14 protein-coding genes are annotated in these 13530 nt (G+C 66.6%); 3 read left to right on the forward strand and 11 right to left on the reverse strand.

The genetic code is table 11. The annotated features are described in order from the left end of the window. Nucleotides 1-10: 10 nt before the first annotated feature. Both AB0C34_RS08685 and lysX read right to left on the reverse strand, forming a co-directional pair. On the reverse strand, nucleotides 11-226 hold the full coding sequence (locus AB0C34_RS08685; RefSeq protein WP_357069006.1) for a hypothetical protein: 216 nt from the start codon (nucleotides 224-226) through the stop codon (nucleotides 11-13). 99 nt (nucleotides 227-325) lie between these two features. After that, nucleotides 326-3649, reverse strand: coding sequence for a bifunctional lysylphosphatidylglycerol synthetase/lysine--tRNA ligase LysX (gene lysX, locus AB0C34_RS08690; protein ID WP_357069008.1), 3324 nt, complete (start codon nucleotides 3647-3649; stop codon nucleotides 326-328). A gap of 261 nt (nucleotides 3650-3910) precedes the next feature. Between lysX and AB0C34_RS08695 the strand changes: the two genes are divergently transcribed. After that, nucleotides 3911-4129 (forward strand): RNA-binding S4 domain-containing protein, encoded by a 219-nt coding sequence (locus tag AB0C34_RS08695; RefSeq protein ID WP_357069010.1) that lies wholly within the window; start codon nucleotides 3911-3913, stop codon nucleotides 4127-4129. A 52-nt stretch (nucleotides 4130-4181) separates the two neighbouring features. Here the strand turns inward: AB0C34_RS08695 and rraA are convergent, their stop codons facing one another. From rraA to AB0C34_RS08740, 9 genes are all read right to left on the reverse strand, one after another. Next, a complete protein-coding gene (gene rraA, locus AB0C34_RS08700; protein ID WP_357069012.1) occupies nucleotides 4182-4664 on the reverse strand; it encodes a ribonuclease E activity regulator RraA in 483 nt (160 codons plus the stop codon). A gap of 235 nt (nucleotides 4665-4899) precedes the next feature. Then, nucleotides 4900-5265: a DUF5313 family protein gene (locus AB0C34_RS08705; protein ID WP_357069014.1), complete on the reverse strand. Its 366-nt coding sequence runs from the start codon at nucleotides 5263-5265 to the stop codon at nucleotides 4900-4902. Between the two features lie 71 nt (nucleotides 5266-5336). Next, complete coding sequence (locus tag AB0C34_RS08710; RefSeq protein WP_357069016.1) at nucleotides 5337-5711, reverse strand: DUF5313 family protein; 375 nt, start codon at nucleotides 5709-5711, stop codon at nucleotides 5337-5339. A gap of 60 nt (nucleotides 5712-5771) precedes the next feature. After that, nucleotides 5772-6227: an SRPBCC family protein gene (locus tag AB0C34_RS08715; protein WP_357069018.1), complete on the reverse strand. Its 456-nt coding sequence runs from the start codon at nucleotides 6225-6227 to the stop codon at nucleotides 5772-5774. 38 nt (nucleotides 6228-6265) lie between these two features. Next, nucleotides 6266-7228, reverse strand: coding sequence for a CopD family protein (locus AB0C34_RS08720; RefSeq protein WP_357069019.1), 963 nt, complete (start codon nucleotides 7226-7228; stop codon nucleotides 6266-6268). Further along, nucleotides 7225-7737, reverse strand: a complete 513-nt coding sequence (locus AB0C34_RS08725) for a copper resistance CopC family protein (RefSeq protein ID WP_357069021.1) — start codon at nucleotides 7735-7737, stop codon at nucleotides 7225-7227. Before AB0C34_RS08725 ends, AB0C34_RS08720 begins: the two co-directional genes overlap by 4 nt. A gap of 23 nt (nucleotides 7738-7760) precedes the next feature. Further along, a complete protein-coding gene (locus AB0C34_RS08730; RefSeq protein ID WP_357069023.1) occupies nucleotides 7761-8420 on the reverse strand; it encodes a YcnI family protein in 660 nt (219 codons plus the stop codon). 40 nt (nucleotides 8421-8460) lie between these two features. Continuing rightward, the gene (locus AB0C34_RS08735) at nucleotides 8461-9006 is read right to left on the reverse strand and encodes a hypothetical protein (RefSeq protein ID WP_357069025.1); all 546 of its coding nucleotides are present in this window, start codon (nucleotides 9004-9006) and stop codon (nucleotides 8461-8463) included. Nucleotides 9007-9020: 14 nt separating this feature from the next. Beyond that, nucleotides 9021-9665, reverse strand: a complete 645-nt coding sequence (locus tag AB0C34_RS08740) for a DUF6474 family protein (RefSeq protein WP_357069027.1) — start codon at nucleotides 9663-9665, stop codon at nucleotides 9021-9023. Between the two features lie 155 nt (nucleotides 9666-9820). Here AB0C34_RS08740 and AB0C34_RS08745 point away from each other — a divergent pair, with 155 nt between their 5' ends. Together AB0C34_RS08745 and htpG are read left to right on the forward strand one after the other, a co-directional pair. Then, nucleotides 9821-11533, forward strand: coding sequence for a TM0106 family RecB-like putative nuclease (locus AB0C34_RS08745; RefSeq protein WP_357069029.1), 1713 nt, complete (start codon nucleotides 9821-9823; stop codon nucleotides 11531-11533). Next, nucleotides 11530-13485, forward strand: coding sequence for a molecular chaperone HtpG (htpG, locus tag AB0C34_RS08750; RefSeq protein WP_357069031.1), 1956 nt, complete (start codon nucleotides 11530-11532; stop codon nucleotides 13483-13485). Before AB0C34_RS08745 ends, htpG begins: the two co-directional genes overlap by 4 nt. Nucleotides 13486-13530: the final 45 nt, after the last annotated feature.

The raw sequence follows: 13530 nt of genomic DNA on the forward strand, positions 1-13530 counted from the left end.
CGCCTACGGCTTACTGGTTGTTGTTCTTCTTGCGGTTGGCCAGCAGATAGATGCCGCCGACGATCAGCGCGACGACGAGCAGGCAGCAGATCGCACCGAAGATCAGGCCTGCCTTGCTGCCCTTCTTCTTTCTGGCGGCCAGATCCATTGCCGAGCTCCACACGTCGGGACTGGCCCACACGCTGTGATCCAGCAAACTCGCGTTGGTCAGCAGGTCGAGGTACATCACAATCCCCTTACGGCGTATCGGCCTCCTCCCGGAGCCGAATGTCCAAGCGTAGCCGCCCGATTCAGTCGATGTGAGTTCTTCGCCCGCGGATTTCGCTCAACGTGGCTTCACCAGCGGAAACGGCAGCGTCTCACGAATACTGCGGCCGGTGATCAGCATGACGAGACGATCGACACCCATGCCGAGCCCGCCAGTGGGCGGCATCGCGTGCTCGAGCGCCTGCAGGAAATCCTCGTCCAGTTCCATCGCCTCCGGGTCCCCATTCGCCGCGAGTAGTGACTGCTCGGTGAGCCTGCGCCGCTGCTCCACCGGATTGGTGAGCTCGCTGTAGGCGGTGCCGAGTTCCACGCCCCAGGCAACCAGATCCCATCGCTCGGTGACGCCAGCGATGCTGCGATGCGCCCTGGTCAGCGGCGACACCGAGGTGGGGAAGTCGATGTAGAACGTCGGCTCCTCGGTGCAGGACTCGACCAAATGCTCGTACATCTCCAGCACCACCTGGCCCGCGTCCCAGCCATACTGGTACGGCACTTCGACTTTTTCGCACAGTTCGCGCAGCTCTTCGACGCCGGTATCTGGCGTGATATCGGCGCCGATCGCCTCGGATACCGCACCGTGCACCGTCTTGACCTGCCATTCACCGGAGATGTCCACGTGCTCGAAGGCGCCGTCCTCGGTGGGCCGCAACGCCACCATCGCACCGTTCGCGGCGAGCGCGGCATTTTGGATCAATTGACGGCACGTGTGCATCATGCGCTCGTAGTCGCTGTGCGCCTCGTATGCCTCGAGAATGGTGAACTCGGGGTTGTGACTGAAGTCGACGCCCTCGTTGCGGAAGGTCCGACCGAGCTCGAACACTTTCTCCATACCGCCGACGCACAGCCGCTTCAGGTACAGCTCGGGTGCGATCCGCAGGTAGAGGTCCAGGTCGTAGGCGTTGATATGGGTGAGGAATGGCGTCGCGTTGGCGCCACCGTGCACCTGCTGCAGGATCGGGGTCTCCACCTCCAGATATCCCCAGGAGTTCAACGAATCGCGTAGCGAACGCAACACCGCGCTGCGCTTGGCGAGCAGCTCGCGGCTCTCGGTGTTGATCGCCATGTCGACGTAGCGCTGGCGCACCCTGGCCTCGGGGTCCGACAGCCCTTTCCACTTGTCCGGCAGTGGATGTAGGCACTTGCCGAGCATCCGCCAGTCCGCCGCGAGTAGCGACAGTTCGCCGCGGCGGCTGCGCCCGATCTGGCCGCTCACCTCGATCAGGTCGCCGAGGTCGAAGAACTCGCCGAACTCGGCGCTGCGTTCGGCGCCGACCCGCTCGCGATCGATGACCAGTTGGATGTCGTCGGTCCAGTCACGCACCGCCGCGAAGATCACGCCGCCGTAGTCACGGATGCGCAGCAGTCTGCCGCAGACCCGGACCGTGGTGCCGCGCGGGGACCGCCGCGCTTCGGCGACGGTATGCGTCGGAGGATAGGCGACGGGGTAGGCGTCGACACCGGAATCAGTAAGGCGCGCAAGTTTGTCCATCCGCACACGCACCTGCTCGGGCCTACGCGGCTGCTGTTCCTCGGTCTCGATCACGGTGCAGTCGGGCGGACTACCGTCGCTGTGCAAGCCCGTCACGTTGGTGGGCACCGCGCTGTGCACACCAGTATGCGTCACGGTGTCGGTGGCCTTGCCGAATCGCGGAAGGAATCCCTCGGCCAGCGCACTGGCCAGCGCCACGCGAGGCAGTTGCCTGCGCTCCTCGAACAGGAAGAATCGCGGCACCCAGTGCGGCTGGTACTTCACGTTCGAGCGATACAGCGCCTCCAGCTGCCACCAGCGGGAGAAGAACAGCAGCACACCACGCCACAACCGCAGGACCGGTCCGGCGCCGATCCGGCCGCCCTCCTCGAACACCGACCGGAACACCGCGAAGTTCAACGACACCTTCGTGATGCCGTGCAGCTCGGAGGTCAGCGCGAGCTGCGAGATCATCAACTCCATCACGCCGTTCGGGCTCTGCGGGTCGCGCCGCATCAACTCGAGCGACGCGCCCGTGCGACCCCACGGCACCAGCGACAGCATGCCGAGCACCCGGTCCTGCGGATTGACCGCCTCGACGAGCAAGCAGTCGCCGTCCAGCGGATCGCCGAGCCGCCCAAGGGCCATCGAGAATCCGCGCTCGGTCTCGGTGTCACGCCAGGCGTCCGCGCGGGCGATGACCCGAGCGAACTCCTCGGCCGGGATGTCGCGGTGCTTGCGAATGCGGACCGTGATGCCGTGCTTGCGTAACCGATTAGCGGCTTGACGCACCGGCTTCATCTCCGCACCGGCCAGCGAGTAACTCCTGGTGTCCAGAATCGCTTCGTCGCCCAGCCGCAGCGCGGAAAGGCCAGCCCGCCGATAAGCCGTCGCGCCGAGTTCACTCGCGCCCATCACCGCAGGGGCCCAGCCGAACTGGTCGGCCATGCGCAGCCAGGCATCGATCGCCTGCGGCCATGCCTCGCGGATGCCGAGTGGGTCGCCGCTGGCCAGACAGACACCCAGTTCGACCCGGTAGGTCACCGCCGCCTTGCCGCTCGGTGCGAACACTACCGCCTTGTCGCGCCGGGTCGCGAAATAACCGAGCGAATCCTCCACATCCGAGCGTTCCAGCAGCCCGCGAATCGCCGACTCGTCGGTCCCGGTCATCGCGTTCGCCGCGCGTTGCGAGCGCAACAGGATGACGACCGCTGCCAGCAACGCGATGGCGCCGAACAGACCCAGCAGGAAATTGACGAACGGCCGTGGGTGTCCGTCGAAGTGCTCGTTGTCCACCAGCACCGCCGCGGTCACCCGGTAGACCGCCCAGCCGACCCGCTGCGGCCCCTGCGGGAGGCTTCCGGGGAACATCTCCACCAGCCCCCAGCCGAGCAGGCAACCGATCGTCAAGCCGCCGATCAGCACACCGAGCGCCGTCCAGCCCGCGCCACGGCGCACCTTGGTGTAGAACTCCCGCCACGCCGCGATCAGCACGCCGATCACCCCGAGGTGGACCACCATGGCCACCAAAGCGTTGATATCGCCGTTGTCGGCGAAGTCCAGACCGTTGGACAGCGCGAAGAGCGTGAGATAGCCGAGCAGCAACCACCAGGCGATCCGTTTGCGGCTGGCGATCGCGCCCGCCAGCAAGCTGACGACCAGCGCCCACATCAAGTTGGTGTCCGGCGCATCGAAGTAATAGACATCGATGTAGCGGCGCGGTATCTGGGTCAGGTAGCGCAGTCCAGGCGAGAGGCTCCACAGGAAGCACAGCACCGCGAACACACCGAGGCTCAATCCAGCGATGTGCGGCACCTCGGCGAGTCGCCCGTGTCCCCGATGGGGGACCGGAGGCGTAGGGCGATCCGCGGGTGGTGCGGGCTCGAGGTGTTGCTGGGCTTGCAAGGATGTCACCGAACCAGTGTGTACGTTGCGCCATCTAATTTGCCACGCCTGCCGTGCGGCGTGTTCGTGCCGGGTTTTGTCGGCGGTGCCCGCGGCGCGGCGTGTTCGTGACCGCTCCTGGGGTTCGGCTCCGTGCTCGCCGCTCGTGATCGCGTCGCAGGTGCGGCGATCACTCGAAGTCCCGGGGCGGTGATCGAGTGGGTGCGCATCGGTCGCTGTGGGTCAGGGCGGTTTTCGGCGCGGGTGGGCAGGAGAGTAAGTATTTATCCCATGCCAGAACCAGTCGATGTGCCGATCGATGATGACGTTATTCGGCTCGGCCAGTTTCTGAAGCTGGCCAACCTGATCGAATCCGGTGCGGAGGCCAAGACGGTTATCGCCTCCGGGCTGGTGCGGGTGAACGACGAAGTCGAGCTACGGCGTGGACGGCAGTTGCACGTCGGCGACATCGTCGCCATCGCCGGACACAAGGCGAGGGTGTCCAGCTGATCGCGGCGCGAACGACGGTCAGGATGCGTCAGCGTGCTGTAGTGGCCCGGGCTCAGTCCTCGGCCCGCACGACGATGCCGTCACAGTCGCTGTAGAGCATGTCGCCCGGAACGAACGTGATACCGCCGAACTCGACCGGGACATCGCGGTCACCGCTGCCGGTCTGAGTGCTTTTGCGTGGGTTGGTGCCCAGCGCTTTGATGCCGATAGCGAGCGTGCGCAGGACCGCGGCGTCGCGCACCGCCCCGTGCACGATGACGCCTGCCCAGCCGTTCTCGACACCACGCCCGGCGATGATGTCGCCGACCAGAGCGGTATGCATACCGGCACCGCCGTCGACCACCAGCACTTTGCCCTCGCCTGGTTCGCCAAGCGTTTGCTTGACCAGCAGGTTGTCCTGGAAGCAGCGGATGGTCGTGATCCGCCCCGAGAACGCCGCACGGCCGCCGAACTGGATGAACTGTGTGTCGCAGCTGCGGATCTCCGGGCCGATCTCATCGGCAAGGTCGGCAGTAGCGACGAACTTCTGCTCCACTGTGTTGATTTTGCCGTGCCTTCGGCACGGCGTGTTCGCGGCCCCCTTATGGTTCGTGTCGGAGCGACCGACACTTGTGACCGCGTCACCTACGCGTCGGCCGCTCGGCCGCGGACCGGGCCGCGAACGGCGCTCGTAAGGCTCCGCTGTGGTGGGTGCGTTGGGAGGATCGGTGTGCCGCGAACGCGTGCGTAGCGGTTGCTGGCAGTACGCGCGTGCTCGGCGATGTGCGGCGCTATCTGTGCCGGTAACGCAGTTCATACAACGCGCGGTCGTGTTCGGAGAATTTGTTATGGTCCACCATCTCCGGATTCAGACCGTGCTGGACCAGTCGGAAGCGGCGCCAGACGTAACTGAGCGCGACCGTGAACACGACCAGCGGAACGATCATCATCACGATCACGCCGATCTTCAGGGGCATCGGCCCGGGGAACAACAGCACCAGGGCGAAGAACGGGATGATCGGACCGAGAAACCGGACGAGGTATCGCTCCATGGCCCCATGTCCGACGAGGTCGTGGATGACCCACTCGTGCAGCTCCTCAGGGAGCTCGCGGCCCAGATCATAGGCGATCCGCTGCCTTATCGTGGGAGTTTTCATGCCTCCAGGCTATGCCCGTGGTCTGGATCACCGCCATGGCCGAACGCGGATCGGCGCAGTTGCCGCGTCGCTCACGCCCGCCCGTGTCTGCGCTCGTACGCGAGGCGTTCGCGCTCGCCTCGGCGGCGGGCATCGGCATCCGCCAGCGCGGGATCGAGGCCGTGTTTGATCAGTCGATGGCGCCGGTAGACGTACAGCAGAGCCACTGTGAAGTAGATCAGCGGCAGATACAGCAGCGCCATCATCGCCAAGCCCATCCAGAGTGGGCCGGGCAGTAGCAGGAACAGCATGAGAACCGGGATGATCGGTACCAGGACCCGAATCAGGTAACGCCGCGTCGCACCGGGGCCGATCAGGTCCTGACGTACCCACTCGGACATCGAGTTCGGCAGCGTGCGGCCACAGATGTAGCCGATGCGCTGGGTGAAGGAGGGTGTCGCGTTCACGCTTCCAGCATTCCGGCGTCGCCTTCGCCTGCGCAAGCACGGGGTTCGTTGGCGCGGCCGCTACTGACGCGAGGCATGGAAGTCGCTGATTTGGGTGACCAGATTGTTCGTGCTGCGCTGGACGGTGATCTTCACGAATGGCTCGATCGTCTTGCCGAGGGCTCGCCCCGCCAGACCGCCGGGCACCCGGAAGTCCACGATCGCGTCGACGGTGCATCGAGCGGGACCTTCGGCACGGAACAGGAAGGTCGATTCGACCTCGAAACCCTTGATCGACCGCACCGCGATGGCGTAGTTCGCCTCCCAGCGGACCACCTCGATCCGTGACGTCAACGAGGCGGGTCCCAACTTCATGCGTCCGTCGAAGATGGCGCCGAGTCCGACGGTCTGCTCGCCAACCGGAGTGAAAGACTGCATGCCGTACACGAACAGCGGCAGGTGGTGATAGTCGTTCACATACGCGAACGCGGACTCCGCCGAGGCCGCGCACTCCTCGACGATCTTCACTTCGGTCATGCGGAAACAGTAATCGGCGACGATGACGGTCGCGGCGATCATGCGATGACCGCCAGCGTCGCGGCCAGGCCGAAAGCCAGTGCCATGACGCCGACCTCGATGACCGCGCGGCCCAGCGAACCGTCCGCGTCCATCCGATGGCCGGCAGCCCGCGGCACCCAGGCGCGCCGCCACCACCAGCCGAGCGCGAGCAACCCGAGCAACAACACTGCCTTCGCGAGCAAGATCCTGCCGTATCCGGTGGTGAGGAACGGAGTGATCCCGCCGACCCGGATCACGCCGTTCAGCAACCCGGTCACCGCCACTGTCGCCACCAAAGGCAACGCCGCCGCCGAATACCTCGGCAGGGCGATCGCCCACTCGCCGCGGGTGCGCACAACCAGCGCCAACGCGATCAAGAGGCCGAACCAAGCCGCCGCCGCCAACGCGTGCACCGCGGCGAGTACCGAGCCGAAAACCTGCTGTGACATGTGCCCGGTGATCGGTCGAAGTGCCAGCGTGACCGCCGCGAACACCAGCACCAGGTCGGTCGATACGGCGTCGGGCCGCCGGAATGCCAGTGCCGACCCACCGGCCACCGCGCCGACGCCGACCAGGATCGCGATCCCGACCTGGCCGCCGTTGATGTCCACCAGGTAGGTGCCGAACTCCCCGGCGCCGAGCCCGGCGAGTGGGACGCCGACCACCTGGGCCGCTTCGAACACCAGTACAGCGAACTCGGCGGCCGCCCAGACCCCGGCCAGCACCGCGACCAGCCGCCACGGTGTGCGCAGCCGTGGCTGCACCCTCGGCAACGCCGCCAATCCGAGCACAGTCGCTCCGATGCCATCGGCCAATACCCGGACAACCGCCTGCGCCGGTATCGTCCCAGGTAGGTTCAACGCCCAGGCAAGTGCTACACCGAGTAGCCCGGACAGCGTGATCAGCAGCGGCGCCAGCCACGGTGTGCCGGCGGTCGCCCGCCGCGCACCGCCGCGGCCGCCGATCGTTCTGGCGTTCACCGTTTCGGGTTCCGGCTCCTGCCGCCGAACAGCGCGAACGCGAGGCCGCCGCCGAACAGCACGACGGCGCCGACAATGAACACCCACAGCGGGATCCCGCCCGAGTCGCTCTCGCCACCACCCGCGTGGGCGTTCGGCTTGGGGCCCGGTGTCCCGTTGCCTGGCTTGCTCAACGTGAAGTGCCGCTTGCCGCTGACCGGATGTCCGTCGGCGGAGGTCACCCGGTAGCCGATGGTGTATTCGCCGACCGGTCCCAGTTCGCCGACGGCGACGCTGACGGTCTTGCCGTCGACTACCGGTTCGTCCTTGGACCACAGATTGCCGTCCGGGCCGACCACGGTGAGCGCCGGGAAGCTGGGTTGCAGCTCCTCGTTGAAGGTGATGCTGACCCGCGCCGGGCCGCTGTCGACGGTCGCGTTGTCGTCCGGAACGCTCGCGGTCGGCGCCGAATGCGCGGAGGCGATACCGGTCGCGGCGATCCCGAATGCGAGCAGGAACACCCCTGCCACGAGGGCAGTGAATAGCCGTCGAATCACGAGCGCCGTCCACGGATCACGGTGCCGAGACCGAACCCCGCGCCGAGCAAGCCGAGCGCCAGTCCGATGCCGCCGAGTAGGCGGGCGGTGTTGTCGATCGCGTCCTCCGAAGCCGTCCCGTCCCCGCCGTCCACCTTGTGCGCGTCCCCGTGGTCCCCATGCGCGGCGGCGAGGGTGACCGACGGTGCCGGGTGTTCGGGCTCGTTACCGTCCGGCCCGACCGGCTGGTCCCAGCTGACGACCTTTCCGTCGGAGTAGGTCTGCTTGGCGGGGAAACTGACCGAATTCTGCTTGGGCAGTGGGCCGACCGACACCGCGAAACGTTGGAACTGTCCCGGTGCGATGCCGGGCGCCCCGGGGTCCGCGGTCCAGGTGATCGCGGTGATCTCGGCTTTGTCGTTGCGTTCGATCTTGGCCGACCAACCCGGGATCGGTTCGGTCCGCGCGGATTTCAGAGTGGGGACGGTGACGGTGAGTGCCGTGGTGTGCGCGGTGTCCGATTCGGTCGGCACCCGGAACGTGGCCACGGCGTACCCGCCCTGGGTAGCGTCGGGCACGTCCACCGTGACGTGCGCCGCGGCGGTACCACCGGCGAGCAGGACGAGACCCGCGGTGGCCGCCGCCGTACCGACGGCCCGCGAAATCGAGCTGTGCATAGGAAAGCCTTCTGTCCGAGGAAAAGTGGGTGTCGGTAGATCAGATCGACACCGGTGGCGCGCGCGGACCGATCGCGCCGTTCGCGGGACAGCGGTAGGGCGGCAGGCCACGGCAGGACCAGCGCACGGCGGTGACGACCCGCACGCGGCGCACCGGCACGAATATCGCGTGCAGCGCGCCGGAGGCGACCGTGTAGAACCGCTCGGCAAGCATGATCAGCGCCGCGCAACCGAATGTCGCGACGGTGTGTGCGACGAGCATCCATCCGGTCGGCAGTGCGATGTCCGTGGAGAACCGCGCGCCACTCGTGGTCGCGGCGTGCTGGTGCCCGAGCAGACTCGCCAGCGCGCCATGGCTCACCAGTTGACCGGCGCCGAGTAGTCCGACCAGCACGGTCGGACGACGGCCGGACGGTATCGCGCCCGCCGCCGACCCGACCGCCGTAGCGATCAGCAGCACCCGAGTCAGCTCGCTCGAGCCGGGGAAACCGCCGCCCGCGACTCCGTGCGCGGCGACGGCGAGCACACCCACGAGTACACCGACCAGCCCGCCGCGGAGGTGGCCGGTGATCGGATACGGGGGCACGGCGGTGTCGGTGGTCAGCGCACGCCGAGGTGGGCCAGGACGTCGGCCTCGATGCCGGAAAGTTCGTGGGAGATCGAGGCGTGCACGGCGCGGCGGCGCGACGCCGGCATCTGCTCGGCGGTGCGTACGGCGGCGGTCAGACTGCCGAGGCGGTCCTCGGTGGTGCTGACGAACTTCTGCGTGTCGCCCTTGTCTTTGCCGTCCCGTGTGGTGATCTCGTCCAGCGCCGCTTCGGTATTCGTGATCCTGGCCTGCAACTTGGCGCCGTGCCCAGTGAAGTCGCCGAGCTGTCCGAGGCCGATGCCGAGCTGCTGCGCGCGCCGCGTGTCGAGTCTGCCGCGAAGGAAGGTCGCGCCGCGGTAGGCGAGCGGAGCGAGCACCGGAATGAGAACGCGTGCCACGCCGAGGTACTTCTTGACCTGGCTGGCGCTGAACGGATCGCGCTCGGCTCTGGCCGCCACCTTGAGCGCGGACTTCTCTTCGGCCTGGAACGCTGCGATCTGCGCTTTGGCGACCTTGCGCTGGGTGCGCGCTTCGGCGCGGCGGGCTTTGCGGTCGTTCTTCGCGGCGAGCTTGGCCTCGATCGTGGCCTTGTGCTTGAGGGCTTTCGCCTCGGCCCTACGGCTCGGGCGCCGCTTGCGCTTCGTGAACAACCCCATCGAAGGCCCTCCGTCATGCTGGTTGCCATGGCAGTACGGCGCCGGGGAAGCCCGTCCGCCCATGTCACACGGTTTGCCGCTAACCCTATCGGGTCCGTGCCGACCGCCGCGAGGTAGTGGGGCCCGCGCCCGCCCTGGCCTCTCGATTAGTCGAGATGTCGGGGGGAGGGACCATACTGCATAGCGTGGATTCGGACATCGGTGACCGGGATGGTCGCAAGCGCAACGGTACGGCCGTCGATCGGCCGGCCGACGCACCGACCGCGTTCATCGATGCCAGAGCGTTGATCGGCTGCCGTCATCGACTGCATCTGGATGCGACGCACCCCGAGCCTCCGGCGGGACTTTCCGAGGATCCGGGCGTCCGCCAGCGCAGGGAAGCGGCGACCGCCCACCGCGCCAGGGTGCGCGACGCGCTGGTCGCGGCCGACCCGGACGCGTGGGTGGTCATCGATCCCCGGTGTCGAGCCGCCGAGCGAGCCGAGGCGACGATGCGCGCGTGCGCGGCGGGAGCGCACCACATTTGGGGCGGACTGCTGCCGCAGGAGCCGGATACCGGCAGGCGCGGCGGGTCGGAGATCCTGCTGCGCGATATCGAGCGCGGCGGATACATTCCCATCATCGTGGTGAACCACAAGGTGACCGACCCACGCCAGCCCGAACCCGCCGACTTCCACCCGACCACCTCGGACCCCTATCACTGGAATCCGCAACCGGATCCGCATCGCAAGTTGCGTCAACAACCCCGCGACGTGCAGCGCCTCGCCCACCTGCACCGAATGCTGCAGCGCCATGGCCTGGCCAGCCCCGCGCTGGTCGGCGGCGTGATCGGTTACCAATTCGACCGCATCCTGGTGCACGATCTCGGTCCGCTGCTGGCCGACTACGACCTGCGCTACGCCGACCGGATCGCGGTGGTGCGTGGCGAACTGCCGACCGTCCCGTCGAAGGTGCCCGAATGCCGGCAGTGCCCGTGGTGGACGCGCGGCCTCGAAGGACCGAGCTGCGAGGGCTGGCTGATCGAACACCGCGACGTCAGTTTGGTTGCGCCTGGTTCGCGTGCCGAGGTGCTGCGCAGACATGGTGTCGAGACGATCGATGATCTGGCGGCCTGGGTCGGCGACGACCCCGAGGACTGGCAACACGGCCCGTTCGACGAGGCCGTGGTCACCGCGCGGGCCTGGATCGCTGGCGCGCCGCTGGTGCGCCGGGTCGAGCAGGTACGGGTGCGGCGGGCGGACGTCGAGGTGGACGTCGATTTGGAGAGCTTCCAGGAATACGGCGCCTACCTGTGGGGGACGCTGCTGGACGGGGTGTATCGCCCGTTCGTGACATGGGATCCGCTCCCCACCGACGACGAGGGCCGCTCGTTCGGCGAGTTCTGGACCTGGTTGATGACGGTGCGCGCGGAGGCCGCCACAGCCGGAAAAACTTTTGCCGCCTATTGCTATTCGCGCACGGCGGAGGACAAGTGGTTGTACGAGTCGGCCCGCCGGTTCGCGGGCCGTCCCGGTGTGCCGACGGTGGACCAGGTGCGCGCTTTCGTGGACGGTCCGCAGTGGGTGGATATGTTCCAGGCCGTCTCGGACCAGTTCATCTGTCCGAATGGCAAGGGGCTGAAAAAGATCGCTCCGGTCGCCGGATTCGCTTGGCGCGATCCCGAGGCCGGCGGTGAGGCATCGATGAGTTGGTATCGGCTGGCCGTCGGCTACGACGGCACGCCCGACCTCTCCCAGCGCACCCGACTGCTGGAGTACAACGAGGACGACGTCCGCGCAACCCAGGTGCTGCGCGACTGGATGACGACAAGGGCAGATGGCGAGGTTGCTGGCCTAGCCGATTTCGGTCGTCGTACTATCGCGACGTGACAGACGTCGAACAACTAGAGTTCCAGGCCGAGACACATCAACTTCTCGAGCTGATGATTCATTCGGTCTACTCCAACAAGGACACCTTCCTGCGGGAGCTGATCTCGAACTCCTCCGACGCGCTGGACAAGCTGCGGCTGGAATCCTTCAGGGACAAGGATCTGCACGTCGACACGTCGGACCTGCACATCGAGCTGGTGGTCGACAAGGACAACCGGATCCTGACCGTACGGGACAACGGCATCGGTATGTCGCGCGCCGAGGTGATCGACCTGATCGGCACCCTCGCCAAATCCGGCACCGCCGAACTACGCAAGAAGCTCAACGAGGCCAAGTCCGAGGCCGCCGCCGGGGAGCTGATCGGCCAGTTCGGCATCGGCTTCTACTCGACATTCATGGTCGCCGACAAAGTGACGCTGACCACCCGTCACGCGGGCGAGACCACCGGCACCCGGTGGGAGTCGAACGCGGGCAGTTCGACCTACACGATCGAAGAAGTCGAGCAGGCCCCGCAGGGCACCTCCGTCGCACTCCAGCTCAAGCCGGCCGACGAGGACGACCACCTTTTCGACTACACCCAGGACTGGAAGCTACGCGAGATCGTCAAGAAGTACTCCGATTTCATCGCGTGGCCGATCCGCATGCAGGTCGAGCGGACCGTCACCGAGGGGGAGGGCGACGACGCCCAGCAGACCACGGTTGTCGAGGACCAGACCCTCAACTCCATGAAGGCGCTGTGGACCCGCCCCAAGAGCGAGGTCTCCGACGAGGAGTACAAGGAGTTCTACAAGCACGTCAGCCATGGTTGGGACGATCCGCTGGAGATCATCCCAATGAAGGCCGAGGGCACCTTCGAATACCAGGCGCTGCTGTTCGTCCCCTCGCAGGCGCCGTTCGACTTGTTCACCCGCGAGCACAAGCGCGGCGTGCAGCTCTACGTCAAGCGGGTGTTCATCATGGACAACTGCGAAGAGTTGATGCCGGAATACCTGCGCTTCGTGAAGGGTGTCGTCGACGCGCAGGACCTCTCGCTGAATGTCTCCCGCGAGATCCTGCAACAGGACCGCCAGATCCAGATGATCCGCAAGCGCTTGGTGAAGAAGGTGCTCTCGACGGTCAAGGATCTGCAGGGCGCCGAGGACCAGACGAACTACCAGACCTTCTGGCGGGAGTTCGGCCGCGTCCTCAAGGAGGGCCTGCTGTCGGACTTCGACAACCGCGACACCATCCTGCAGGTGTCCTCGTTCGCCTCGACGAACTCCCAATCGGAACTGACCACGCTCGCCCAGTACGTGGAGCGCATGCCCGAGGGCCAGGACACGATCTACTACATGACCGGCGAGTCTCGTCAGCAGATCGAGAGTTCACCGCACCTGGAGGCGTTCACCGCCAAGGACCGGGAGGTGCTGATCCTGACCGACCCGGTCGACGAGATGTGGGTCGGCTCGGTGCCCGAGTTCGACGGCAAGGCGTTCCAGTCCATCGCCAAGGGCGAGGTCGACCTGGAGACCGAGGAAGAGAAGGAAGCCTCCGAGGCACTGCGCGAGCAGCAGGACAAGGACTTCGCCGATGTGCTCACCTGGCTGGGTAAGGCGTTGGAGGAGAGCGTCAAGGAGGTCCGGCTGACCAACCGGCTCACCACCTCCCCGGCCTGTCTGGTCGGCGATGTCTTCGACTTCACGCCGATGCTGGAACGGATGTACCGTGCTTCGGGTCAGGCATTGCCGGAGTCCAAGCGGATTCTGGAGCTGAACCCAGCCCATCCGCTGGTCACCGGACTGCGTGATGCGTACTCGGCCAAGAAGGACGAAGCCGAAAAGGGCACCGCGACCGACCTGACCGAAACCGCCGAACTGCTCTACGGCACGGCGGTGCTGGCCGAAGGCGGCGAGTTGAAGGACCCGGCGCACTTCGCGCACATTCTCACCGATCGGCTCACCCGCACGCTCTGAGTCACCGCGGCCGGAGGGCATCGTCGCTGCCCTCCGGCCGCGTCA

Origin of the sequence: Nocardia sp. NPDC049220 (genome assembly GCF_040647855.1) — a bacterium.
Taxonomy (GTDB): Bacteria; Actinomycetota; Actinomycetes; order Mycobacteriales; family Mycobacteriaceae; genus Nocardia.